Source organism: Shewanella seohaensis, from assembly GCF_023283775.1.
GTDB classification, from domain to species: Bacteria; Pseudomonadota; Gammaproteobacteria; order Enterobacterales; family Shewanellaceae; genus Shewanella; species Shewanella seohaensis.
This window is the reverse complement of the sequence record NZ_JAKILE010000008.1, coordinates 66,304-92,142: the sequence shown is the minus strand read 5'-3', so window position 1 is coordinate 92,142 and position 25,839 is coordinate 66,304. Positions and strand designations below refer to the sequence as shown.

Annotated in this window: 23 protein-coding genes and 2 tRNA genes; 9 read left to right on the top strand and 16 right to left on the bottom strand. The window is 45.8% G+C overall.

Features of this window, described 5'->3' with window-relative positions:
• Window positions 1-10: 10 nt before the first annotated feature.
• From crcB to lrp, 5 genes are all read right to left on the bottom strand, one after another.
• On the bottom strand, window positions 11-385 hold the full coding sequence (crcB, locus tag L2713_RS10985) for a fluoride efflux transporter CrcB (protein WP_011622732.1): 375 nt from the start codon (window positions 383-385) through the stop codon (window positions 11-13).
• On the bottom strand, window positions 378-1,709 hold the full coding sequence (locus tag L2713_RS10980; protein ID WP_248967917.1) for a replication-associated recombination protein A: 1,332 nt from the start codon (window positions 1,707-1,709) through the stop codon (window positions 378-380). Before L2713_RS10980 ends, crcB begins: the two co-directional genes overlap by 8 nt.
• Before the next feature lie 8 nt (window positions 1,710-1,717).
• Window positions 1,718-2,338, bottom strand: coding sequence for an outer membrane lipoprotein periplasmic chaperone LolA (lolA, locus tag L2713_RS10975; protein WP_248967916.1), 621 nt, complete (start codon window positions 2,336-2,338; stop codon window positions 1,718-1,720).
• Window positions 2,339-2,407: 69 nt separating this feature from the next.
• Window positions 2,408-5,155: a DNA translocase FtsK 4TM domain-containing protein gene (locus L2713_RS10970; protein ID WP_248967915.1), complete on the bottom strand. Its 2,748-nt coding sequence runs from the start codon at window positions 5,153-5,155 to the stop codon at window positions 2,408-2,410.
• Between the two features lie 321 nt (window positions 5,156-5,476).
• Window positions 5,477-5,983, bottom strand: a complete 507-nt coding sequence (lrp, locus tag L2713_RS10965) for a leucine-responsive transcriptional regulator Lrp (protein ID WP_007647640.1) — start codon at window positions 5,981-5,983, stop codon at window positions 5,477-5,479.
• A 180-nt stretch (window positions 5,984-6,163) separates the two neighbouring features.
• Between lrp and ald the strand changes: the two genes are divergently transcribed.
• Window positions 6,164-7,279, top strand: a complete 1,116-nt coding sequence (gene ald / locus L2713_RS10960; protein WP_011622728.1) for an alanine dehydrogenase — start codon at window positions 6,164-6,166, stop codon at window positions 7,277-7,279.
• A 237-nt stretch (window positions 7,280-7,516) separates the two neighbouring features.
• The gene (gene trxB / locus L2713_RS10955; RefSeq protein WP_011717030.1) at window positions 7,517-8,470 is read left to right on the top strand and encodes a thioredoxin-disulfide reductase; all 954 of its coding nucleotides are present in this window, start codon (window positions 7,517-7,519) and stop codon (window positions 8,468-8,470) included.
• A 200-nt stretch (window positions 8,471-8,670) separates the two neighbouring features.
• Here the strand turns inward: trxB and rplT are convergent, their stop codons facing one another.
• From rplT to thrS, 4 genes are all read right to left on the bottom strand, one after another.
• A complete protein-coding gene (gene rplT / locus L2713_RS10950; RefSeq protein ID WP_006081652.1) occupies window positions 8,671-9,027 on the bottom strand; it encodes a 50S ribosomal protein L20 in 357 nt (118 codons plus the stop codon).
• Between the two features lie 16 nt (window positions 9,028-9,043).
• Window positions 9,044-9,238, bottom strand: a complete 195-nt coding sequence (gene rpmI, locus L2713_RS10945; protein WP_011072303.1) for a 50S ribosomal protein L35 — start codon at window positions 9,236-9,238, stop codon at window positions 9,044-9,046.
• An 85-nt stretch (window positions 9,239-9,323) separates the two neighbouring features.
• The gene (infC, locus tag L2713_RS10940) at window positions 9,324-9,866 is read right to left on the bottom strand and encodes a translation initiation factor IF-3 (protein ID WP_083757895.1); all 543 of its coding nucleotides are present in this window, start codon (window positions 9,864-9,866) and stop codon (window positions 9,324-9,326) included.
• Window positions 9,867-9,869: 3 nt separating this feature from the next.
• A complete protein-coding gene (thrS, locus tag L2713_RS10935) occupies window positions 9,870-11,798 on the bottom strand; it encodes a threonine--tRNA ligase (RefSeq protein WP_011622724.1) in 1,929 nt (642 codons plus the stop codon).
• Between the two features lie 374 nt (window positions 11,799-12,172).
• On the opposite strand from thrS, the gene L2713_RS10930 reads away from it, so the two are divergent.
• Both L2713_RS10930 and L2713_RS10925 read left to right on the top strand, forming a co-directional pair.
• The gene (locus tag L2713_RS10930; RefSeq protein WP_248967914.1) at window positions 12,173-12,433 is read left to right on the top strand and encodes a hypothetical protein; all 261 of its coding nucleotides are present in this window, start codon (window positions 12,173-12,175) and stop codon (window positions 12,431-12,433) included.
• 238 nt (window positions 12,434-12,671) lie between these two features.
• Window positions 12,672-12,872: a CPXCG motif-containing cysteine-rich protein gene (locus L2713_RS10925; protein WP_011622722.1), complete on the top strand. Its 201-nt coding sequence runs from the start codon at window positions 12,672-12,674 to the stop codon at window positions 12,870-12,872.
• Between the two features lie 9 nt (window positions 12,873-12,881).
• Here L2713_RS10925 and L2713_RS10920 read toward each other — a convergent pair whose 3' ends face one another.
• Window positions 12,882-13,502, bottom strand: a complete 621-nt coding sequence (locus tag L2713_RS10920; RefSeq protein ID WP_011622721.1) for a riboflavin synthase — start codon at window positions 13,500-13,502, stop codon at window positions 12,882-12,884.
• A 33-nt stretch (window positions 13,503-13,535) separates the two neighbouring features.
• Here L2713_RS10920 and L2713_RS10915 point away from each other — a divergent pair, with 33 nt between their 5' ends.
• The 3 genes from L2713_RS10915 to L2713_RS10905 all read left to right on the top strand — a co-directional run bounded on the left by L2713_RS10915 (window position 13,536) and on the right by L2713_RS10905 (window position 15,358).
• The gene (locus L2713_RS10915) at window positions 13,536-14,915 is read left to right on the top strand and encodes an MATE family efflux transporter (RefSeq protein WP_248967913.1); all 1,380 of its coding nucleotides are present in this window, start codon (window positions 13,536-13,538) and stop codon (window positions 14,913-14,915) included.
• 251 nt (window positions 14,916-15,166) lie between these two features.
• Window positions 15,167-15,243, top strand: a tRNA-Val gene (locus tag L2713_RS10910).
• Window positions 15,244-15,281: 38 nt separating this feature from the next.
• Window positions 15,282-15,358, top strand: a tRNA-Val gene (locus L2713_RS10905).
• A gap of 372 nt (window positions 15,359-15,730) precedes the next feature.
• On the opposite strand, the gene L2713_RS10900 is transcribed toward L2713_RS10905, so the two are convergent.
• Complete coding sequence (locus L2713_RS10900) at window positions 15,731-16,711, bottom strand: MDR family oxidoreductase (protein WP_248967911.1); 981 nt, start codon at window positions 16,709-16,711, stop codon at window positions 15,731-15,733.
• A gap of 85 nt (window positions 16,712-16,796) precedes the next feature.
• On the bottom strand, window positions 16,797-17,453 hold the full coding sequence (locus L2713_RS10895) for a TetR/AcrR family transcriptional regulator (protein ID WP_248967910.1): 657 nt from the start codon (window positions 17,451-17,453) through the stop codon (window positions 16,797-16,799).
• A 124-nt stretch (window positions 17,454-17,577) separates the two neighbouring features.
• Between L2713_RS10895 and L2713_RS10890 the strand changes: the two genes are divergently transcribed.
• Window positions 17,578-18,429, top strand: a complete 852-nt coding sequence (locus L2713_RS10890) for a LysR family transcriptional regulator (protein ID WP_248967909.1) — start codon at window positions 17,578-17,580, stop codon at window positions 18,427-18,429.
• A gap of 119 nt (window positions 18,430-18,548) precedes the next feature.
• Here the strand turns inward: L2713_RS10890 and L2713_RS10885 are convergent, their stop codons facing one another.
• The 4 genes from L2713_RS10885 to ardA all read right to left on the bottom strand — a co-directional run bounded on the left by L2713_RS10885 (window position 18,549) and on the right by ardA (window position 23,284).
• The gene (locus tag L2713_RS10885; protein WP_380823605.1) at window positions 18,549-19,676 is read right to left on the bottom strand and encodes a hypothetical protein; all 1,128 of its coding nucleotides are present in this window, start codon (window positions 19,674-19,676) and stop codon (window positions 18,549-18,551) included.
• Between the two features lie 84 nt (window positions 19,677-19,760).
• Window positions 19,761-21,005 carry a dimethylsulfoniopropionate lyase DddY gene (dddY, locus tag L2713_RS10880; RefSeq protein ID WP_248967907.1) on the bottom strand — a complete coding sequence of 415 codons (1,245 nt, stop codon included), beginning with the start codon at window positions 21,003-21,005 and terminating at the stop codon, window positions 19,761-19,763.
• 377 nt (window positions 21,006-21,382) lie between these two features.
• On the bottom strand, window positions 21,383-21,736 hold the full coding sequence (gene ardB, locus L2713_RS10875) for an acrylate reductase cytochrome subunit ArdB (protein WP_011626360.1): 354 nt from the start codon (window positions 21,734-21,736) through the stop codon (window positions 21,383-21,385).
• A gap of 27 nt (window positions 21,737-21,763) precedes the next feature.
• Window positions 21,764-23,284, bottom strand: coding sequence for an acrylate reductase flavoprotein subunit ArdA (ardA, locus tag L2713_RS10870; RefSeq protein WP_109286008.1), 1,521 nt, complete (start codon window positions 23,282-23,284; stop codon window positions 21,764-21,766).
• A 754-nt stretch (window positions 23,285-24,038) separates the two neighbouring features.
• On the opposite strand from ardA, the gene L2713_RS10865 reads away from it, so the two are divergent.
• Window positions 24,039-25,670, top strand: a complete 1,632-nt coding sequence (locus L2713_RS10865) for a methyl-accepting chemotaxis protein (RefSeq protein ID WP_248967906.1) — start codon at window positions 24,039-24,041, stop codon at window positions 25,668-25,670.
• Window positions 25,671-25,839: the final 169 nt, after the last annotated feature.

The following is a 25,839-nucleotide window of genomic DNA, read 5'->3' as shown; positions in this document are numbered from 1 at the left end:
TTCTTAATAGTTAAATGCGAGAAAAAACCAGTTGTTGGCCTAAGTAAACCATAAACAAACATAGACTTAGGTTCAACACCACATTCAAAGCCGCCTTCAACCAATCTCCTTCTTGCATCAGCAATAAAGTTTCGTTTGAGAAAGTTGAAAACGTTGTCAAAGCGCCTAACAGGCCAACGCCGATCAGAGCTTTGAGTTCTGGGCTGATATGACTCATTTGTCCCAGTGCGTAAATGACGCCCATTAAAAATGAACCGAGGACATTGACCAACAGTGTACCAAAAGGAAAACTGCTGCCAAATACTTGGATCATGAATATTGAAATAAGATAGCGAAAAACCGCACCAATGGAACCACCCAAGGCCACAAGTAGGAGATTATTCATACCTTTTTCTCCCACTGGCTTGATCTAATTGCGCTAATTGCGCCAATTTGTCCTTAATTCGCTTCTCAAATCCGCGTTCGGTCGGGAAATAAAATTGCGATGCTTGTAAGGATTCGGGGAAATAATTCTCGCCACAGGCATAGGCATTGGGTTCATCGTGGGCATAGCGATATTCGGCGCCAAAGCCCATTTCCGCCATGAGTTTGGTCGGCGCATTGCGCAGATGATAAGGCACGGCCTCTTGGCCGGTTTCGCGGGCGAGCGCCCTCGCCGCTTTAAAGGCGGTGTAAACGGCATTACTCTTAGGCGCACTGGCTAAATACACAATCGCTTGGGCAATCGCCCGCTCACCTTCGGCAGGTCCGACACGGTGGAAACAATCCCAGGCATTGAGCGCGACCGTCATGGCATTAGGATCGGCATTGCCCACATCTTCCGAGGCTATGGCTAATAAGCGTCTGGCGACATATAACGGATCGCCGCCGCCTTCTAGAATGCGGCAGAACCAATACAATGCGGCATCGGGCGCCGAGCCGCGAATCGATTTGTGTACCGCCGAAATCAAATCGTAAAACTGATCGCCATTTTTATCGAACCCCGCCACTTGATGGCCTGCGACTTGTACCAGCATTTCAGTGGTAAAACTGCCGCCATCGGCCACCATATCGCTCATCAACTCAAGCAGATTTAGCGCCTTGCGCGCATCACCGTCACAGAGCTGCGCCAGCTTATTGAGCACATCCGTTGGCATAATTAACTGACGCTGCCCTAAACCTCGCTCGGTATCCGTTAAGGCTTGGGTGATGATATGCACTATCTCGTCTTGGCTTAAGCGCTTGATAAGATAGACACGTGCCCGCGACAGTAAGGCGTTATTGATTTCAAATGAAGGGTTTTCAGTGGTCGCCCCAATAAAAATCACAGTGCCATCTTCAATAAACGGCAAAAAGGCGTCCTGTTGACTCTTATTAAAGCGATGCACTTCGTCGACAAACAGCAAGGTGCGTTGGCCACGGGATTGGGCCACAGCTTGGGCCTGCTCGATGGCGGCGCGAATGTCTTTTACCCCCGAGGCGACCGCCGAGATGCGTTCAACATGGGCATTGGAATAATGGGCAATAAGTTCGGCAAGTGTCGTTTTACCTGTGCCCGGCGGTCCCCATAACATCATCGAATGGGCACGGCCCGCTTCTAATGCTTGGCGCAGTGGTTGGCCTTCCCCCAACAAATGGGCTTGACCTATATACTCGGCAATCGTCCTTGGCCGCATACGCGCGGCTAAGGGACGAAAATCAGGCGCAAAATTAAACGATAAACTGCTCACGCGCTAACCTATTGTGTTTTAAGACGTTGATCATCCACATCAACGTTTTCTGGCAACACAAACTTAAACAGCGATTTATCCGCAGCGCTAATGCTGTGTTGGTTACTCAAGTCAAACTGGCTCAGGTTGCCTTTATCATCGAGCACATTAAATTTATTCAGTATGCCTTTGTTAAAACAGACATTGACCGAGGTAATCCCGGCATCCGTGGACTTAGGTTTGATTTCATAACAGTCTTGCTTTTTGGTCACGCTATATTGCGACCAAGTGGCGTCATCGCGGTGAACCAATAAGGCGATGGGCGATGCATTAATGGCTTCGGCAAAATCCATGATCACCACCTCTTCGGCGAAGGGATTGTAGATCCATAAATCTTTACCGTCGGCGACAATTTGGGATTCATCGGGTGCAGTTAAATGCCAATAAAACTGGTTTGGATGGGCCAGTGCGAATACACCCGCGCCCGTTTGGATAACCTTTTTATTAATATCGGCAACGGTTTGCTTGAAATCCGCCTTGAGTGACTCAGTGCCGTTTAAGGTTTCGCGTAATTGCTTTGCGTCATCGGCCAATACTGCATTGCTGTATAACAATGGTGATAACAACACAGCACACAACAGTTTTTTCATAGGTATCCTTTGGACTAAAAGTTGAACTCGCCGCATTATGGCGAGTTCAAACTGACATCTAGCTTAACATTAATAGTGTTTCGGGGCCGGCGGTGCCAGCACTTCGCGGTTACCATTATGACCCTGCGCCGAGACAACACCCTGCATTTCCATTTGTTCGATAATACGCGCGGCGCGGTTATAACCAATCTTAAATTTACGCTGCACGCTTGAAATCGAACCACGGCGGGTTTCGGTCACGAAGGCGACGGCCTCATCGTAAAGCGGATCGTATTCTTCATCGGATTCGGCGGTTTCACCCGGCAAGAGCACTTGTTCGCCCTCACTCACGCCATTGAGGATTTCATCAATGTATTGTGGCTTACCACGGGCGCACCAATCGGCCACCACACGGTGAACCTCATGGTCATCGATAAAAGCACCATGAACACGGTTTGGCACCGCAGTGCCGGGCGGTAAATACAACATGTCACCCATACCCAATAAGGTTTCAGCGCCCTGCTGATCCAAAATGGTACGGGAGTCGATACGGGAAGACACTTGGAAGGCCATCCGTGTCGGGATGTTGGCCTTAATTAAGCCTGTGATCACATCCACCGATGGACGTTGGGTCGCGAGAATTAAATGGATACCCGCAGCACGAGCCTTTTGGGCGATACGGGCGATCAGTTCTTCCACTTTCTTACCGACAATCATCATCATGTCGGCAAATTCGTCGACGACAACCACAATCGATGGCAGTTTATCTAAGGCTGGCGCCTCTGGCTCCATGCTATCAGATGACTTCCACATAGGATCTAAAATCACTTCGCCATTCGCTTTCGCTTCGACAATCTTGGTGTTATAGCCCTTGATGTTACGAACGCCCATCATAGACATTAGCTTGTAGCGGCGCTCCATCTCACCTACACACCAGCGCAGCGCATTGGCCGCTTCTTTCATGTCGGTAACCACTTCACAAAGTAAATGTGGGATGCCTTCATAAACCGATAATTCCAGCATTTTCGGGTCGATCATGATAAAGCGAACATCTTCAGGGCCAGACTTATACAATAAGCTGGTGATCATCACGTTCACCCCGACCGATTTACCCGAACCTGTGGTACCGGCAACCAGTAAGTGCGGCATTTTGCCTAAATCAACCACCACAGGCTCGCCGGAAATGTCTTGGCCAAGCACCATGGTCAGGTTCGATTTGCTCTCGGTAAAGGCTTCGCAATCGAGTACATCGCGCATGTACACGGTTTCGCGGAACTTGTTCGGCAGCTCTAGACCCACATAAGATTTACCGGGAATGACCTCAACTACACGCACACGCTCAGCCAGTAGCGAACGCGCTAAGTCGTTCGCAAGGTTTGAAATCTTCGAGGCTTTAATACCTGGCGCTAAATCCAGCTCAAAACGGGTGATCACAGGACCGGGATAAACCCCCACCACAGTGGCCACAATGTTAAAGTCGGCAAGTTTGGCCTCGACTAAGCGGGCAACTTGCTCTAATTCCTCAGGGCTTATCGGATTCTTTTTACGATTAGGCACATCCAGCAAGCTGATGCTTGGCAGCGGATCCATAGGTTTTGCTGGAACAGGTTTATCTTCTTGCCCCGGTAAGACCACGATGCCATCGACAATCTTCGCCTTTGGCGCTTCTTTTTGACGTTGCGCCTGAGTCACAGCGCCCGTTGAGGCCTTAGTATCAAAATCGATGACATCTTCATCGTTGAAACCTAACTCGTCTTCATCCTCGTCATCGAGCATGGTTTCACGATGGAATACGGGTTTATCGTCGTCATCTTCATCTTCGAAAACGTGCGCCTTGAACTCAGTTTCATCATCTAAATCTAACTCCGCCTCTTTAGGCTTGGCGACCCAAGGAGGCGCCTCAAAATGACCATGCTCAGCTACGGCACTGGCTTGATCTAATTGGGGTTCAACTCTTTGTAGGCCCTTAGGTTCAGCCTTGGCTTTATTGCTGTTTAAACTTAAGATTTTTGCGAGCGCCGACAGCTTACCTTTACCGGAGCTTGCTTCGGTGATGATTTCGTCGCTGACCTCTTCTTCTTTCGCGGGGCGAGTCGTGAAGATACGACTCGGTGTAACCTCAGGCTCACGCACCCGGGCTTTTTCAAGTTGATGCTGTGAGTCACGGCGCTGCTTAAACTTATCAACGACCGTCATGAAGCCGCGGGTATCTTCGGTTTCACGCTCGCGTTTTAACGCCTGTGGCAGACGCTTGAGCTTTCTAAAACACCAAATGGAGACAAAGCCAACCTTCTCGACCACTGTCAACCAGCTGATCCCAGTTAACAGCGTAAAACCCGAGCCTAAAAAGCACAGCAGCAACAAGGTAGTACCGAGCTTATTAAAATACGGCAACATGGCTTGGCCGATAACATCCCCTGCCACGCCACCTGCGGAAAACTCATAGATATTATTGGCATTCATGCTTGCTAATGCTGAAAAACCAAGAATAAGCAGTAGAAAACCTATGATGCGCAGAGCGACTGAAAAGTAGTCAATTTCCAATAAATCATGGGCGCGTTTGAAAAGCAACCAACCTGTGGAGGCCACAATGATCGGCATGATGTAAGCAGTGACGCCAAAAAAGTAAAGCAGAATGTCGGCAATCCACGCCCCGACTGCACCCGTCCAGTTTTTGATATCGCCTTGAAAATGAGACTGGCTCCAGCCCGGATCCGACGGACTAAAACTGGTTAAGGCAAGCAAAATATAGGTGGCTAAAACACAGCAAATGATGAGTCCGCCTTCGAGCAGACGCTGCAGCCCTGAGAGCGTGCGTACACTATTTCCTTGAGACAAACGACTTAATCCATAAAAATGAAAACAGGTGGGCTAACGATACCAGAATCCCACTAAATGTGGAGCATCTTAGGGCGTTTTTATCCTAAGAATTACTGGTACAAGACAAAAAATCGGCGCTAATGAGCTAAAGCACAGGTTTTCAGCACTAACTGGCTATTACGCAACCAATTTACGCGCTATTGAGAAGATAAAAACCAGATAAAAATTCGCCCTTAAGCTGGCAAACCTAAGGGCTAAGCAAGGTCATTTTTGAGTTAGAAACGGCAAACGTAGGAATAAATAAGGGGCCTAGGCCCCTTATTGTAAACGTTCAGGGTATTAAATATCGGAGAGCAGATGGTTTATCGCGACACGGCTAGTGTGTTTCACTTCTTCCATCACCACGTAAGTACGGGTATCGGACACTGAAGGTAATTTCAACAGCGTCTCACCGAGTAAACGACGATAAGCTGACATATCAGAAACACGTGTCTTTAATAAGTAGTCAAAGTCACCAGAAACCAGATGACACTCTTGAATATCATCTAACAGTTGCACAGCGCGATTAAACTTATCAAATACTTCGGGAGTATCACGGCTTAAAGTGATTTCCACGAATACCAGTAGGGATGCACCCAAGAAATGAGGATTGACCAAGGCGGTATAGCCATTGATATATCCTTGCTTTTCGAGTCGTTTCACTCTTTCTAAACACGGAGTCGGACTTAATCCTACTCTTTTAGATAGTTCCACATTTGAAATGCGTCCATCAATTTGTAATTCATTAAGAATGTTGCGATCGATGCGATCCAAGTCTTTTACAGGACTCTTTTTATTATATGCCATTTATTTAACCTTGCTTTATCACTAAAACAACATTTTATTCTACGTATGTCAAAAGTTCAGCAGCATAAACTGCGTCGCCGATACTATACTAGATATCCCTGAATTAATCACGTTCAGGTCACGATAAAATAACAATTATGCCCATTAAAAGTGGGTTTTTCAGGCAATTGAGGCTCAAAAATGATTATTGGTGTACCAAAGGAAATTAAAAACCACGAGTATCGTGTCGGTATGGTTCCTTCAAGCGTTCGCGAATTGACCATCAAAGGTCATGAAGTGTTTGTTGAAACAAATGCCGGCACGGGAATTGGTTTTTCTGATCAGGATTATGTTGATGCAGGTGCTAAAATATTAGCAACTGCTGCTGAAGTCTTTGCTAAAGCAGAGATGATCGTAAAGGTAAAAGAGCCTCAAGCAGTCGAACGCGCTATGCTGCGTCATGACCAGATTTTATTCACTTATCTGCATTTAGCGCCAGATTTACCACAAACTGAAGATTTAATTAAAAGTGGTGCCGTGTGTATCGCTTACGAAACCGTGACTGATGACCGTGGTGGCTTACCTCTGCTGGCCCCAATGTCTGAAGTGGCTGGTCGTATGTCGATTCAAGCAGGCGCGATGGCATTAGAGAAATCCTCTGGTGGTCGCGGCATGTTATTAGGCGGTGTTCCTGGTGTTGAGCCTGCAAAAGTCGTGATCATCGGTGGTGGCATGGTCGGTACCAATGCTGCACAAATGGCTGTGGGTATGGGCGCTGATGTCGTTGTTCTTGACCGCAGTATCGATGCACTGCGTCGCTTAAACGTACAATTTGGTTCTGCAGTTAAGGCTGTTTACTCAACTGCCGATGCAATTGAGCGCCATGTATTAGAAGCTGATCTTGTGATTGGTGGCGTATTAATTCCTGGTGCTGCGGCGCCTAAGCTTGTAACACGTAGCATGATCGCACGCATGAAGCCTGGCAGTGCTATCGTTGACGTAGCAATCGATCAAGGTGGTTGTGTGGAAACTTCACATGCAACGACTCACCAAGATCCAACCTACATCGTTGATGACGTGGTGCACTACTGTGTGGCAAACATGCCAGGTGCCGTAGCCCGCACTTCAACCTTCGCTCTGAATAACGCGACTCTGCCTTATATTCTTAAGTTAGCTAACTTAGGTTATAAAGCCGCCCTGTTACAAGACAAACACTTACTGAACGGTTTGAACGTGATGCACGGCAAACTGGTTTGTAAAGAAGTGGCGCAAGCATTAAATCTTGAGTACACAGCGCCAGCAAGTTTATTAGCCTAATCATATGAGAGCCTAGGTCTTTCTGACCTACTCTGCTTTGTTCGGCCTCACTCTGTTGAGGCCGATTTTTTATGCTGATCACAAATATCTTCATCCGTGCGGGTCTTAGTAAACTCAGGCTGACAATTTGCCTTAGGATTCGATTAGCATAATCTAAAAGAATCACCAAACAGCGCTTTACCCCTACAGGTAAATTCCCTACAATCCATGCAATTTGCTAAAGGCACGGAGAGAAAAATGAGCCAAGTCAGACACAGTAACCTATTGATTTTAGGTTCAGGTCCCGCAGGATACACGGCCGCAGTTTATGCTGCGCGCGCAAACTTAAAGCCTGTGATGATCACAGGTATGCAGCAAGGTGGTCAGTTAACCACCACGACTGAAGTTGAAAACTGGCCAGGTGATGCAGAAGACTTAACGGGTCCCGCATTAATGGAGCGTATGCAAAAGCATGCGGAAAAGTTTGATACTGAAATCCTTTTCGACCATATCAATGAAGTGACGCTGACTGAGCGCCCTTTCCGTTTAAAAGGCGACAATGGCGAATACACTTGTGATGCGCTGATCATTGCGACAGGCGCCTCTGCCCGTTACTTAGGACTTGAGTCTGAAGAAGCGTTTAAAGGACGCGGCGTATCGGCCTGTGCGACCTGTGATGGTTTCTTCTATCGCAATCAGAAAGTTGCAGTCATTGGTGGCGGTAACACTGCCGTTGAAGAAGCACTTTATTTGAGTAACATCGCCGCCGAAGTGCACTTAATTCACCGCCGTGACACCTTCCGCTCAGAGAAAATCCTTATCGATCGTTTAATGGATAAAGTGGCAAACGGCAACATTATCCTGCACCTTGACCAAACCATGGAAGAAGTGGTTGGTGATGCTATGGGTGTAACGGGCCTGAAAATGAAGAGCACCAAAGATGGCGCTATCACAGATCTGGCCGTTGCCGGCGTGTTTGTGGCCATTGGTCACAGCCCAAATACTGGGATTTTCGAAGGCCAATTAGAGATGAACAACGGTTATCTGAAGGTACAAAGCGGCCTTCAAGGTAACGCGACCCAAACGAGCATCGAAGGTGTGTTTGCCGCAGGTGACGTTATGGACCAACATTACCGTCAAGCGATTACCTCTGCGGGTACCGGTTGTATGGCTGCATTAGATGCTGAGCGTTACTTAGACGCTAAAAAGTAATTACGCGCCGAAACAATCGAGTGTGACTTTTACGGGTGGTCCTCTACTCAAATGAAATAGCAGGCATTTCCCTGCTATTTTTTTATCTGTATCTTGTGACTCGCTTGAAGCAAGCCTCTACGCTATTTAGGACGGGTTACAGCAGCAGCAACAAAAAAAGGGACCAAATGGTCCCCTCTTAAGTGCGACAAACTAATTGCTTAGTTTAACGCTTCTTTTGCTTTTTCAACTAAAGTTGCGAATACAACTTTGTCGAATACAGCGATGTCAGCCAAAATCTTACGATCGATTTCGATAGACGCCTTTTTCAGACCGTTGATGAAACGGCTGTAAGACAGACCATTTTGACGAGCTGCAGCATTAATACGTGCAATCCACAGTTGACGGAATTGACGTTTTTTCTGACGACGGTCACGGTAAGCATATTGACCAGCTTTAGTTACTGCTTGAACAGCAACGCGGTAAGTACGGCTACGAGCGCCATAATAACCTTTAGCTAATTTTAAAACTTTCTTGTGACGAGCACGTGCGGTTACACCACGCTTAACTCTTGGCATTTTCTAATCTCCTAAATTAAGCGTATGGTAATTGACGCGCGATTGCTGGAACGTCAACTTTAGCAACTAAACACTTGTTACGTAAGTGACGCTTACGCTTAGTGCTCTTTTTGGTCAGAATGTGACGTAAATGGGCTTGCTTGCGCTTGAAACCATTAGCGGTTTTCTTAAAACGCTTCGCTACACCTCTGTCGGTTTTCATTTTAGGCATTACTAAAACTCCGCATTGGGATGTTAAATAAAAAGCAAGGCGAGCGAAGGCATATAGCCTTCGCTACTTTTATAGGTTGCCCTACTTATTTCTTTTTAGGCGCTAGCACCATAATGGCTTGTCGGCCTTCCATTTTCGGGAAGGATTCAACAATTGCATACTCATCCAAATCTGTTTTGATACGGTTCAATAGATCCATACCCAGGTTTTGGTGAGCCATTTCGCGGCCTCGGAAACGCAGCGTAATTTTCGCTTTGTCCCCGTCTTCCAGAAAACGTATCAGGTTGCGTAGTTTTACCTGATAGTCGTTTTCGTCAGTTCCAGGACGGAATTTGATTTCCTTAACCTGAACCTGTTTTTGCTTCTTCTTTTGTTCCTTTTGAGCTTTCGCTTTATCAAATAGGAACTTACCGTAGTCCATAATGCGACATACTGGAGGTTCAGCGTTTGGACTAATTTCGACTAGGTCTACACCCGCTTCATCTGCCAAATTCTGAGCATCTCTGATGCTTACCACACCAATAGCTTCACCATCAATGCCAGTTAAGCGTACTTCAGGTACACCTGTGATTTCTTCATTGATTCTATTAGGGGCCGGCTGACGCCCTGCTGTTTTCTTGATCTTTATGACCTATTCCTCCAACAATTTGAGACTACGGAGCGAAATTTGTTGATGGATCTTGGCGGCGAAATCTTCGATTCGCATCTTACCTAAATCGACTCCATCACGTGTACGCACCGCAACTTCCTTATTTTCCATTTCCTGATCGCCAACGACCAATAAATAAGGAACACGCCTTAAGGTGTGCTCGCGTATTTTAAAGCCTATTTTCTCATTCCTCAAGTCAAATGAGGCACGAATACCTTGTTCTTTGAAGAATTTGACCACTTCTTCAACATAATCAGCCTGTTTGTCGGTGATATTCATCACGACAACTTGCATCGGGGCCAACCAAGTTGGGAAGCGACCTGCGTATTCTTCAATCAAAATACCTAAGAAACGCTCCAACGAGCCTAAAATCGCACGATGGATCATCACTGGTGTTTGACGGCTGTTATCTTCGGCGACATAAGTTGCCCCTAAACGGCTCGGTAATGCATAGTCTAATTGCACAGTACCGCACTGCCATGCACGGTCTAAACAGTCGTGTAGTGTGAACTCAATCTTAGGACCGTAGAAGGCGCCTTCACCCGGTAAAATAGTGAACTCGATGTTGTTCGCACGTAAAGCTTGCTTGAGTGCTTCTTCGGCTCTGTCCCACATGGCATCGTCACCGATACGTTTTTCTGGGCGAGTCGACAGTTTTACAACGATGTTTTCAAAGCCAAATGTCGAGTAAGTGTCGTATACCATTTGGATACAAGAGCTCACTTCTGCTTGAACTTGATCTTCAGTACAGAAGATATGGGCATCGTCTTGAGTAAAACCACGTACGCGCATGAGTCCGTGCAGCGAACCTGAGGGCTCATTGCGGTGACAGCAACCAAACTCCGCCATACGCAATGGCAGATCACGGTAAGATTTCAAGCCTTGGTTGAAGATCTGTACGTGGCCTGGGCAGTTCATTGGCTTAACCGCGTATTCACGGTTTTCACTGCTGGTTGTGAACATGGCTTCTGAGTATTTATCCCAGTGACCAGAGCGTTCCCACAGTACGCGGTCCATCATCAACGGACCTTTCACTTCTTGGTAAGTGTATTGATTTAACTTACGGCGAATGAAACGTTCTAATTCGAGGAAGATGCTCCAACCATCGTTATGCCAGAACACCATGCCTGGTGCTTCTTCTTGCATATGGTAGAGGTCAAGCTGCTTACCAATTTTACGGTGGTCACGTTTAGCCGCTTCTTCAAGACGGGCTAAATGGGTGCTCAGGGCTTTTTTATCCGCCCATGCAGTACCGTAAATACGTTGCAGCATCTTGTTTTCAGAGTTACCGCGCCAATAAGCGCCGGCAATGCTCATCAACTTGAAATGGTGGCAGAAACGCATGTTTGGCACGTGTGGACCACGGCACATGTCGGTGTATTCTTCGTGATGATAGAGCGCTGGAGTCGCATCTTTGCTGATGTTCTCATCCAGAATCGCGATCTTGTATTCTTCACCGCGGGCGGCGAAGGTATCACGGGCTTCTTGCCAGCTCACAACGCGTTTGACTACGTCGTAATTGGTCTTAGCCAGTTCAAGCATACGTTTTTCGAGGGCTTCGATATCTTCTTGAGTCAGCTTGTGCTCAAGATCGATGTCGTAGTAGAAGCCGTTATCGATCACAGGACCGATCGCCATCTTGGTTTGTGGCCATAATTGCTTGATTGCATGGCCTAATAAATGCGCGCAAGAATGGCGAAGGATTTCAATACCTTCTTCGTCTTTAGCGGTAATAATAGAAAGTTCAGCATCGGTTTCGATCAGATCGCAAGCGTCTTTTAGTTCGCCATTCACGCGACCAGCGATACAGGCTTTAGCAAGACCAGGGCCGATATCAGCGGCAACATCGAGAGTCGATACGGGATGTGCAAACTCGCGTTTGCTACCATCAGGAAGTGTAATTACAGGCATGAAATATCCTTGTCCAGTGGTGACCCACACGTAGGGCCACATGGTGATTAAGTAAAAAGAGAATGCTCGCGAGGTTAAGACAGTACAGGAGTCTTAGCCGCCTTGCGTAGCAGGACAGTTATTCTACGGGATAGTCTTTAAGGCACGCAAGTTAAATGGCCCAATTGCGAGGCTTAGCCCCCAAATTAGCTCCGTTATTAACATCATCCGCAAAGTTTGCCATGAATTCATCATATTGCAGTCAATCGTTCATGTGGCAGTCATTTAACGCCCCTACGCTATGCGCGTTAAATAATTGCGGGTGGGTTGGAGGTTTACCACCACGCATATCGCGCAGTCGCATCGCTGTAAATAATGAAGCCAAAGGAGTTGGTATGTTCACGAGTATCCTATTGACGGTTGCACTTAGCCAAGTCGCCCAGAACCCAATCCCAGTTAGCCCAACGCCAGTCATTCAACCTGAACCCCGAGCGGTTCAACGCCAAGCGGTGCAATTTGACGCCATTGGTTTGCAGGCCGATATCCACGCCGAGCTTTTGCTGCAGATAGAACAGCTATCGCAGGCCATTAGTGACAATATAGAGGAAGGCATATTACCGACGGCGCCTGTAGAACTGATGACTGTAAAGGATTGAGTTAAATTAACATAACTTACATAACTTAACTGGTGCGCATGCTTGACGGTTCTTACGCTAGGTAAATTTCAGTGAAAAAGTACCAAGCGCTGTGCGGAACGGAAAAATCTAGTTGCTGAGATTTTGATACCGACTTTATCTAAGTTGCCAGGGCACATTCTTGTATACTCAACTAAAGCCAGTGTGAAGGTTTAGCGACAAGTGTCATCCCTAGCATTCGTTAGAGAGGAGTTGCGCCATGAGGATCATGAATAAAGTGATTGCCTGCCCCCACTGCGGACATCATCAACATATAAGTATTGATGCCAGCAGCGGCGATCAGGATTATTACGATGACTGCCGAATTTGTTGTAATCCCATCCACCTGCGTTTACATGTGGATGATGCCCGCCGAACCATAGAGTTATATATTGACTCGGACGACGAGCAAATTTACTAGGCATGTTAATTAAGATTGGCCGCTAAAACGTTTGGCCAGCACGCGCTCGACGGTGTCGACGATCGCTTGGGTTTGGCTGTCAATTTCGATATTTAACTCATCTCCAACCTGACACTGGCCTAAATTGGTCAATTTGAGGGTTTCTGGGATCAAGTGCAGCATAAAACTGCTTTCGGTCACCTCGCCTACCGTTAAGCTGCAACCGTTTACCCCGACAAAGCCTTTATAAAGGATATAGTTCATCCATTTGGGCTCGACACTTAAGGTTAGATCATAATGCTGCTCGGTATGACTAATGTGGCTAACTTTCGCCTTAGTATGAATGTGTCCCGAGAGGATATGGCCGCCGATTTCGCTGCCGAACGTCAAAGAACGCTCAATGTTCACCCGCTGGCCAACGGTCAAATTGGCAAGGTTTGTCAACCTTAAGGTCTCTTCCACTACATCGAAAAATACCCTATCATCAACGACCTGAGTCACCGTCAGACATACCCCGTTATTTGCCACACTTGCACCAATCGCAAGTCCCTCATGCAAATCAGGTTTAAACGCTACCTCAAGGGTATTTAGGCCATCTTTCTTATGTATTGCAACCACCTCGCAGGTGGCTTGAACTATACCAGTAAACATTTTTTGCTCGCTTATTCGTTAAAGGCTGTATTTATGAATCATTCAGGCTTTCAGGCCAAACGCTTAATTCAACTCGCACTCCCAGTGTTGATCGCCCAAGTGACACAAACCATGATGGGGTTTATCGATACTGTCATGGCGGGCCGCGTCAGTGCTGTCGATATGGCCGCCGTGGCCGTAGGAACCAGTCTTTGGTTACCCGCCATCTTATTTGTCCAAGGGCTGCTGATGGCCTTTACGCCGTTATTTGCCCATCACAATGGCGCAAACAATCAGAAAGCCATTCAACCGCTGGCGTTTCAAGGCGCTTATCTGGCCTTAATTGGTGGTATTGGCGTGATGGTGTTTCTCGCATCCGCGCCACTCGTGCTCAGCCATATGAATTTAGAGCCCCAATTGTACAACTTAACCATAGGATATATCGACGGTATTTTATGGGGCGCGCCCGCATTTGTGCTCTATCAGGTATTACGCGGTTGCAGTGAAGGGATTTCTTACACATTACCGACCATGATCATCGGATTCGTGGGGTTAGCGGTGAATATTCCGGCGAACTATATCTTTATCTATGGCCATTTCGGCGTGCCTGCCATGGGCGGTGCCGGTTGTGGTGTCGCGACCGCACTGGTGTTTTGGGCCATGTTGATAGCCATGACGATTTATATGCAGTTCCATAAAAAGTTTGCCGCATTGGCGCCCTTTAGCCAGTTCCATCGCCCCGATTTTGCCACCATGAAGAAGATGACCAAGCTTGGGATGCCGATTGCGATGGCACTCTTCTTTGAGGTAAGTCTGTTTGCGATTATCGCCCTGCTTCTGGCGCCATTGGGCGCGACTGTGGTGGCGAGTCATCAGATTGCGTTGAACTTCTCCGCCATAGTATTTATGTTGCCACTCTCGATTGGTATTGCTGTCTCGATTCGCATTGGTTACTACCTCGGCCGCGATCGTGCGGATATTTCTGCGGTGGTGGCAAAGGTCGGATTGTGGTTGGCACTTTCATTGGCCTTGTCGACGGCAATCTTAACGGTGTTATTCCGTTTCCAAATCGCCGAGTTGTATAACAGCGATCCCGAAGTGGTGGTACTTGCGGGCAGCTTGATGCTGATGGCCGCGCTGTATCAATTATCTGACTCAGTCCAGGTGGTCGCCGCCGGCGCCTTGCGTGGATATAAAGATACCCGCAGTGCGTTTTACATTACCCTGTTCTCCTATTGGGGCATCGGCATGACATTAGGTTACACCTTGGCGTATACCGACTTTATCGTACCCGCCATGGGCGCCCATGGTTTTTGGACAGGATTAATTGCAGGCCTCACCTCGGCGGCGCTGCTGTTTTTCATCCGCCTTCGTTATATTCAAAAGCATGGTGTACATTTAAGTTTGATTGAAGGCGACAGCGTGCATCACTAAGGAGATGGAAAGATGAAACGGCGAGCATTTGGCTCGGCGTTTTATTTCGTGAAGGGTGATTTTGGCCTGCATCTCAGTCTAACTTGCCGTTTTATCAACAACTTTGCTGAAACACTGGACAAGTTGCACAGCAATTCACCATTTGGCAATAAAATTCATTTTTTTGCTTGCCAGCCTTTCGCTATCCCCCTAATATAGCGCTCGTTCCGAAGCACAACGCAAAGTAGTGTTACCGTAACAATTAAAACAATGCACCCGTAGCTCAGTTGGTTAGAGCACTACCTTGACATGGTAGGGGTCGGTGGTTCGAGTCCACTCGGGTGTACCACTCTCTTCACAGAGTATAAAAAGTGAAATTCAAACAGTGCACCCGTAGCTCAGTTGGTTAGAGCACTACCTTGACATGGTAGGGGTCGGTGGTTCGAGTCCACTCGGGTGTACCATTTCTTGCTTTAACTCCCTATAAAACCTCAATTTAACCTGTTAATCCATCAAGATGCTTAATTTTTATTTGTGCCTAAGATAAAATCTTCGTGCCTGTTCTTTGTTTTTCCACAAACATTCAAACATGCCCCACCCTTCGGTTATACCTAATTTTGCCTCTATTGCTTAATCGAGATTTACCGGAATTTCTCTCAAATTCGCCGTTTCCTAAATGTGAGCCCATTTCGTGCCAAACCAGTTGGCACAAAATGCTTTTGACGATTTTTGTTGTTCCTTAAGTGAGAAGGTTTAATTTTGCTAACGATTTATTGAGATAAGTGCATTAAACATTGGTTAATCATATTGCTTGACAGTCGATGTTTAAAAGTAAATTACAGCTTAACTAGTACACGCCCAGTCGTTTGACCTTGCACAATTTTATGTGCGAAATCAGGAACCTCTGCTAATGAAATCTGTTGGCAAGCTTGTTGATAAAAATGAGTTGGTAGTGCTTCAATCACAGCTTCCCATGCCGCTTTTCGTTTCTCAAATGGACAAGAAACAGAGTCGATCCCAAGTAACTTCACACCCCGCAAAATAAACGGCATAACAGTTGTTGGTAATGCAAAACCGCCCGCTAATCCACAGATAGCCGCTGCACCACTATATTGTATTTGCGCTAATGCTTTAGCGAGGATCTTGTTGCCAACCGTATCGACCACACCCGCCCAGCGCTGCGCCTCAAGCGGTTTAGCATCTTGTTCAAGTTCACTGCGAGCGATCACATCTACAGCACCTAGTGCTTTCAATAATGGCGCATTCTCTTCAACCCGACCACTGCAAGCAACCACACGATAGCCTGCATTGGCGAGCAAAGCCACTGCTACAGAGCCCACACCACCACTGGCACCTGTTACGAGAACATCGCCACTTTGGGGTGTCACCCCTGCCTGTTGCAGCGCTTGCACGCACAACATCGCAGTAAGCCCTGCCGTGCCTATCATCATGGCTTTCGCGGCATCACAACCTTGCGGCAGATGCACTAGCCAGTCGGCTTTAACTCGCGCTTTTTGCGCCATACCACCCCAATGGTTTTCACCCACACCCCAGCCCGTCATAATCACCTGATCGCCGACTTGGTATCTCGTATCTGTGGATCCGCGCACCACACCCGCAAAATCGATGCCTGGAACCATGGGAAACTGGCGAATGATTTTGCCCGTGCCAGTCACTGCTAAACCATCTTTATAATTCAATGAGGAGTATGCTACATCGACTAAAACTTCACCTTCTGGTAGTTCAGCTTCGTTAATCGGTGTAACTTGAGCATTTATACGACCATCTCTTTGTGTTAAAACTAAAGCATCAAACATAAGTTTTCTCCGCAAGCTATATTAAAAATATTAACAACGAGACTCTTATGGATATGCAGTCTCTCAAATTAAATAATCCTTATCGTCAAGCGGCCGAAAAGGCCGATGAACTGCTAGGTAAGTTCGATAACCACTTGGCAAATACAAACTCAGTTGGAATACGTTTATCCGAGTGCCCCATTAACTGAGTTAACGCATAACTAAATTGACAATAGAGCTGTATATCATTCGCTTGTCTATTGGAGTCATCACTATTTATCATTGCGCCACGAAGATAGTCCATGACGAGTTCAGTTCGATTAAACCCTGGAATATCACCAACTTCTGAGATCGTATTTCTATTCCATTGAGTGTATTCATCACATCTTTTTTCAAATCGCTGCCGGCAGCTCGTTGTCGCTTCGAATAATAAAGTTTGATTGGGCATAATACGCTCAATCACAAACCGTTGTTGCGATAAGACTTGATGAAGTCGATAGCAGTGATGATATAAGAATCTGCTAAAAGGATCTGGATATCGCTGTGCGTCCTGCTTTGCCGCGAAGAGCCACTCATCGTATTGGGCAGAAGCGACGGCAACGATAAGATCAGCTTCTGTTGTAAAATGATTATAGATAGTGCCTTTCGATATTTGACTCACCTGAACCAAATGAGAACGACATAAATCAAATGTTTTGTGTCCTCTCAAGCTACGCAGTGCAACTTGTGTTAGGTAGTCTCTCCTTTGCTCCCAACTACTCATCTCGACCTCATCACATTCTGACAATCAATAACATTGCAACTTCACAATCAAACAATAACAGTGTTTAACGCAAGGCCAAATTGAGTAATACTGATACCATCATGAATAAACTCAATAGCAACAAATGTTAAAAATTGAACTACTTGAGAGTTTTATTGCAATAGCGGAATGCGGCAACTTATCAAAAGCGGCAGATAAAGTCTGCCGCACACAATCAACCTTGAGTTTACAAGTCAAAAAGCTTGAAGAGGTCGTTGGTCAATCGTTGTTGCTGCGAGACAACAAAGGCGTAGCCTTAACCGAGGCTGGTTTAACTCTATTAAATTACGCCTATAAAATGATGCAACTCAATTCGCAGGCAATGAATGAATTAAAAGACTGTCCCAACCGAGAAACTATCAGATTAGGGGTGCCTACCGACTACATCGGATGTTATTTGAACAGTTGTTTGTTGGAATTTATCCGAGAATTCACCTGTATCGAACTCGTGATCGACACTGATGTCAGTGGGAATCTGTTTAAGCGCCTACAGCAGGGGGAATTTGACCTCATCGTTGCCACCCACTGGCAAACACCTATTAACGGTGAGTTGCTGTTCTCCCGCCGCTTTCATTGGGTTGCAGCCAAAGGTGGCAACGCACATAAACGCGAGACGATTCCGATGGCGCTTTACCCTGAAAACTGCCCGATACGTGCGCAGGTATTTGCCAACCATCAACTCAGTATGCGGCCAATTCATGTATTGTTATCGACCCCATCACCACAGGCCTTATGTATGGCGGTAGAGAATGATCTTGTCATTGCGCCCATTGCCGAGTTTCGCATTAATGAACAGATGCAAATATTGGATCCACTCGAATATGGCTTACCACCTCTTCCCCTCTTTAATGAATCTATTTATCTCAATCCAGAAACGCAAACAGACGCCACAATTCAGCTAATCGCATTACTCAAAGCAAATGTAGATCATTTATAAAATGCAAAATAATGCGTAATCTCGGTGAGATAAACAACGTTTTATCGCTAACCTAATTGAACGTATGCCAACATAAATGTTGGCATACGTATAAGTAGGAAATACTTTTTTAGCGCCGCTTAGAAATAATATCCGAAATTAATATTAACTCGCTTATCCCAACTATCACCGATTTCAGGTAAACCAACATGACCATTGTCACGAGTGGAGGCATACATGTTTTTACCCAAAATAAAATCGACCATGGTATAAGTCGGGCCTGCTGCAATGGCGCAGCCAGTCACATTTTGATAGCTGGTATCATAGCTATCATCGGATACATCCGGTGTCACCATGCCAAAATCATTATAGAACTTAAGACTACCCCAATCGGTCGTGACTGTCTTTGCGATATTAACACTGTATGCCTGCGCCTTAGAGGCAATCTCATACTGCCAATTGTAAGCAGCGACCGCTATTTTATTACTATCTATGGCATCGGCTGCATCATATTCATACTGCATAGCCTGCAGTTGTAGACCCCAACCATTGTAGGTCGCATCCAGATGAATCGCGACAGCATAGCGGTCACCATTGTTGCCTGTTGCATCGTTATAGATCTGGCCGTATTCGATAGAGCCACCCAAAAGTGTTTTGCCGCCTTCATAGCTCATCTCGTACATTTGACGTAGATTTAACTGGTTCGTCTCTTCGTTATTGTATTCGGTGCCGTTAACAATACCGCTGTACAGATCAGTTGAGTAACGATCGGCGCGGCCAGCACCATATTCTGCATTCTTATAGAAGGCTATTTCGGTCCCCCAAGCGCCCTTCTGGTATACCCCTTTCACTCCTAAGTCGTAATCATCTTCGAATCCTAAGTAGTAAGGCACACCAAACCAGAAGCTGTTTGAAATAAATCCAGGATTACCAAAAGGAACCTGATTCACGCCAAACTGAATCTGCCAGTCAGCACTAAGGTCGTAAAATCCATAACCATAACGCAGCGCTTGCCAGCCATCATAAAAACGGTATTCACTGGCAAGTCCCCACTCACCCAGCTTACCGTTAAACTTAATTGCCGCCATATCGAAAGTAAGATCGCCGCCCTTATCTTTTGAGCTCTGACTGTAATCTTTATAGGCATAATTCACCCTAACAGTACCGCCAACATCAATGCCATTTTGTGGTTCTTCTGCCTGCACCCCACTTGTTGTCAATGCGAGGAGAATCCATGCCGCGATAAGATATAAGTTTAGATTTTTCATCATTTACCTCTTTATTTCCCATGCAATTTTAGGTGCACGGTACCACTTCATATTGACCTTATTTTTGGCCTTATTTTTCCGTAATTACCACTTCAAGTTAGTCAGATCACACTGAATAACCTCATCTTTATTTGCCGGAGTCCCTGGATGTTTCGCCGACTCACACAGCAGTGTCGTGCCATAGTCATTGCGCTTGTCATGGGCATTACTTCTGGCCCAAACCGAAACAATAGCCCGCTCATGAGGCTTAGCTTCACAGCTACCATCGATATCAAAAGCATGTATTGTGTTCTGGTGAAAATACATCAAGGGATCTTGCTGATAGCTGCTGGCTAACCACATGGTATGGCCATTGTGCTGTGCGGCATCGAATTGAACTCTGCGCATCTTGTCATCTTGCTTCACCGTCTTGAGCAAGGGTGAATCAGCACGTACTGCAAAACTCTTAAATTGGTTGACGCATGCGGGCACGCGCATGTTGTAGTAGATCTCCGCAATCGCATGATTGTGATAGGGATAAAGCGTATCGACTGACTGCACTGTCATCCCCACTTCAGCACCCACCTTTTCACCATTAATCTCATCGATACGCAGTAATCCCCAATGACCGAAGATCTCAGCATAGGCATAACCACCGCGGATGTTGTTAAAATTCTTATCATTTCGCTTACTCTCTTCGGCATACATAGGAAACCAACCTGCTGCTGCCCACAAATTGGGTAGAGTGTTGGCGCTGATATCATATGGAAAGGCTGAAGGCATTTTCACTTCATCACCAGTGACCATCTTATAGAAATTATCAGTGAAGATCTGACCTAATTTCTGTACCTCTTTATTTGTCACCTTTGTTTTAAAGAATTCATCAAACGTTGTACGCTTGAAATACTGCGCAACGGGTGAGTGTTTGGTTAATTCGCCACCGGGGTTATAAATCCAATTAACCTCTTCACGGGCGCCGAAACATTGTTTGGCCTTGTCGGCGTTGTAGATCACTTGATAGATGTTTTTCACCATCAACTGCATGTCTCTGCGATCCATAATGCACATCTTATTTGCACTCAGGGTCGAATCGACAATGGCCTCATCAGAATTCAGGCAGTGACTGTTTTCGCCATTGGTTAACGCGATAGCGTAGGCCTTAAGGTAGGTTAGCGTCTCATCCCAAAGCATATCGAGATACTTTTGATCTGCTTTTGAATGCTTGACTGGTTCTCCCAAACACTTAAACCGCGCGTTGTATATATCTGCCTCGTCTAAAAAGTCAGGTATATCAGTCGCCATTGCAGCATTTGCTGATAACAATGACAGAGCAATGATTGCCTTTTTCATTCATCTCATCCTTATTCACATATTATTTTTCTAACCACTTACCGAGTGAATAATACGCTTGGAATCCATTCCAAAAATGTAGCCAGCACATAAGTAACTTTGCCTAGCGCACAAAACAACGCTAGTCACACAATTTATAAAATTATATTTAACAAGGGAGACTAATTTAAAAAATAAAAAAGCCCCTTAGTCATAATCACTAAGGGGCACATAAGGCGAGGATGTTAACTATAAATTTCTTTGCAGGGATAATTTAATTTGTCAATTCGCTATATTTATTTCACAAGCTTAGTTGTGCCCAATTTATATCATCTTAAAAATAAAGCGAGCTAATATCGAGTGATAGCCTAGGGTAATCCTAGGCCATGTCGGAGCCTTTACTTTTTATACTTGTCAAACTTAAAGGTGTGGCAATTACTGCATAAAGGTTGCTTCGACTTATGTTCACCGTGACATTCCTGACACGGCAGATCTTTACCATAATGCAGATTATTATGTGGATTCTGCCACTTATCCTCTTCACTACGAGCCGTTTTCTTGGCTAAATCATCCACATCGTGACACTGCAAACAAGCTTGATCCGAAGGAAATTGCTTGATGCCATTGTCGTGACATACCTTACAATCTTTGCCTATGACTTCTTTATGCCAAGGACGTTGCTCTACGGCTTGAGCAGACAGACTCACCAAGCCACCTAAGACCAGCGCGAGTACAATATTTAACATTTTCATTATTGATTCCTCTTATTTACTGGCCACTTAGGCTTGCATCATGCTGCGGGCGGCTGTCATACCCATCACCATACATTCTGGAATTGAGCAGCTCCCCAAACGGCTAACACCGTGAATACCGCCACAAACTTCTCCAGCGGCATACAAACCTGGGATAGGTTGACCCGTAAAGCTGTCTTTTACTTGCGCCTTAGTATTGACCTGCACACCACCTTGGCAGTAATGCACTTTTGGCCATAGGCGAACTACGGTAAATGGCGCTTCAATATATTTATCCTTGGCTTTTGTCATATTCTTGTTAAATTGCTTATCAACACCCGTTTTGACATAGCCGTTATATTCTTCAATCTGTGCTTTTAATGGCTCGATTGGTACGCCAAAGTGTTTCGCTAACTCCTCAAGAGTATCGAACTTCCAACCCACATTATATTTAAGTACTTTGGCAGTATTAGGATGCTGCTTAGAGTCCTTAAAACTCGTAATTAAAATGGGTGGTAGCGGTTCACCTTTAGCATCACGACATGCCAACTCCGCATCGGCTCGTGTTTTCCTGTCCGCAATCTCATCCATGAAGCGTTTACCAGTCATACAGTTAATCGCAATTGAATGTGGGAAATTAAAAATCGAATAATTAGATACATAGCCAAAGCCGCCTTCATCGGGCGAAGCCCATGGCCCAGATTGGATATGGGCAAGGTGGACAGGCACAGCCCCTAAGCGGAACATTTCCAACATGCCCTCACCGGTCGCGCCAGGCGCATTGGTACAGCCTACTTCAGAGGTTAGCGTCGGATCTTGCGCCATCCGAAAATCGATATTCTGCGCAAAGCCGCCGGTCGCCATAAGCACGCCTCGCAATGCTCGAATATTAACAACCTTCCCTGGTTGATCTTCAGCAAAGTGATAGTTTTCGCGCATTTTCACACCGACAACATTTCCCTTATCCCCCAAAATGAAACCTTCAAACTTAGCGCGGTTATGGGTCTTTACACCTAGCCTGCGGCACTCTTTTAGCAGAGGTTGAGTAATACCGGCACCACAACTCACACTCGTTTGGTAAGTTCGAGCAACGGAATGACCACCCAGTTGCTGCAAATATGGATGAAATTCAGCTCCAGCATCTAACGTCATTTGCAGCGCCTCTACAGCATGTGAAGCCACATGCCGTAATAAGCTCTCGTCTGCAATACCGCGGCCAGATGCAATTTGATCCGCAACCATTTTTTCAACTGAATCATCAATGCCTTCTTTTTTCTGCATTGGCGTCCCAGGTGCCGCGAATAAACCGCCATTAATTGCAGAGTTACCGCCGAAATAAGACATTTTTTCAAATATATGTACATCTTTAGCGCCTTTGCGAATAGCCTCTATACCTGCAGCTAATCCCGCAAAACCAGACCCCACAATTAGCACTTCAACTTCTTTATCCCATTTAACACCGTCGGCCTTTTCTGATAACGCCATAGCAGGTGCAGCAATCGCAACACCTGTAGCGGCACCTAAGCCTTTAATAAAATTACGGCGTCCTAGCAGATCATATTTGCTCATCTGTCATCACCCTTGTTGTTTTAATAGACAGGAACATATTAAAGATGGAACGCATTCCAAAACGAGAGAACATTTAAAGTTGCTTTAATCCAAATCGGCAACATCGCAGAAGTATTAAGTAACGTTAGTTTCTCTAAGAAAATTGACTTATGCAGATTTATGGAATTAATTCCAGAGACTTTGTTATCCAAACCTAATAACGGCAACAAATTCAATTTATTTGTTTAAATGTCACACGAGATATTGAGTTTCAGACATGCCTGGCCAAGTCAGTTAGTCAGTGACTTGTGCATGGCGTGAGTATCGGCAACTTGCGCGTTGTAATTTCGTATACTTAAACAATCGCAGAGTAGTTACTCTATTCTGTACATAGCCGTTTCTGAGATTGAGGGAGGTAATGGCTAAGTCACTGAGCAATAGCCTGCTCATCGGGCCTGAAGGTAAACGAACCTAAGTTATTTAAGGCACTTGGTTGTATTGTTTCGAGTTGGCGTTTTTATAGGAGACTTAAGGTAAGTGGCTTGATTGCTCTGAAAATCATGCCGTTCTGCTAATCTACATCAAAATCAGTTCAACCGATGTGGGAAACAAAGCTCCTTTAGAAACCAGCAAATAACTGCTGTTAATTCAGCGATTAATTATCCGTTGGCATAGCGAAAGTTGAATGTCTGGCTTATATATTTATGGAGGGAATAAGCCTGTATCAGGCGTCGGATAAACACATTTGAGCATAATCATCATTGCTGGGGTTTACATGCGTAATCTAAAGATAAGTCACCTATTACTTGGCGCGTTTGCGATTCCTATTATTGCGATTCTAGGGTTAACCATGATGGCTATTAGCAAAATGCAAGTCATCAATGATCAGTCCACCGTCATATCCAACGACTGGTTGCCCTCCGTGCGGGTCATTGAGCGACTCAACGGTCAAACCGCAGATCTTAGGGTATTAGAATCCCGACATATTCTTTCGTTGGATAGTGATCAGATGCAAGAAACCGAAAGAGAGCTGGATAAAACCAAAGCGCAAATCGATGAATCTATCCGCACCTACGAGCAACTGATCAGCGGCAATGAAGAACGAAATATCTTCAATGATTTTCAGCGCTTATATAAGGAATATCTGGTCGTTCATCAGAAGCTGCTGGTACTGTCACGGGCAAATAAAAACGAAGATGCTAAGCAATTGCTGCTGACGGAATCACTCACTGCGTATAACGAATATTCGGATTTATTGCTGAAGTTATCGGATCTGAATTACAAAGGCGCGCAGGATGCAAGCAGCTATGGCGATGTGATTTACGATGAATCGATCACAATAATGGTATCCATCTTAGTCATAGTGTCACTATTGGTGTTAGCCACCTCCATCTTCATCTCAAAATTTATTATTACCTCCATTAATACTGTGCAGAGTTTTATTGCCAAACTGGCTAATGGCGATCTTACCGACCGAATTCAGGATACCGGTAGCAATGAATTAGGCCTCTTGGCTCAGGGGTGTAATGAGACTGCCGATAAAATTTCTGAGATGACAGAGCAATTGATCACCGTCGCCGACAATACCGCCACTTCGGCCGAAATCCTCGCCTCCACCATGAATCAGGTAGAACAAAATTCCCAACACATGTTGGTTCAGGTCGAGCAAATTGCGACGGCGCTCAATGAAATGTCCAGTACCGCGCTAGAAGTGAGTAAAAATGCGACCGAGGCCGAAACCAGCGCCGGCGAAGCGATGGCAAATGTCTCTGAGGGCAATAAATCGCTCGGCGAGTCAGATAATATTTCAGTAAAAATCGGGGCGGCGATCCGAGATTCAGGCTCGATTGTGAATCAGTTGAAAGACTATTCCATCGAAATTGGCTCGGTTATCGATGTGATTACCAGTATTTCCGAACAAACCAACCTACTGGCACTCAATGCGGCGATTGAAGCGGCAAGGGCTGGTGAAGCGGGTCGCGGTTTTGCCGTTGTCGCCGATGAGGTTCGCTCTCTTGCGGCTAAAACCCAGCAATCCACCATTGATATCCAAGAAATTATTTCAAAATTACAGTCTCAGGCGGAAAAGGCCGACCATTATATGAAGGCCAACACCAGTTTGCTGGATGAGTCCCAAATGGTATCGGAAAAAGTGCGCAGAGCTTTTCAGGGGATTTCGGCCTCAGTCAACGCGATTTCTAACGTCAATACAGTGGTCGCTACGGCCTCAAGCGAACAATCGAGCGTGACCGAGGATATTTCCAGAAATATCTCTTCAACGGTAGAAATGGTCGATCAAAACGTGGTGGGCGTCGGCAGCGCCAGTAAGGCTTGCCACGATGTGTTATCAGAAGCGGGTAAGCAAAAACAATTACTCGCTTTCTTCAAGACCAAGCGTCGTCATTGATTAGGGAATAGGTTTAAGACTGTGGGTCGATTGTGAGTTACACCGAACCACTGTGCGTTAGCACGCTTGAGATCTAGCGCAGCCTAGGTTAGTGGAGTCTAGATTAGTGGGGCCTAGGCTGCGTAACAAAAGAGGATAAATATCTAATCGCAGACACTTTGACGTTCAA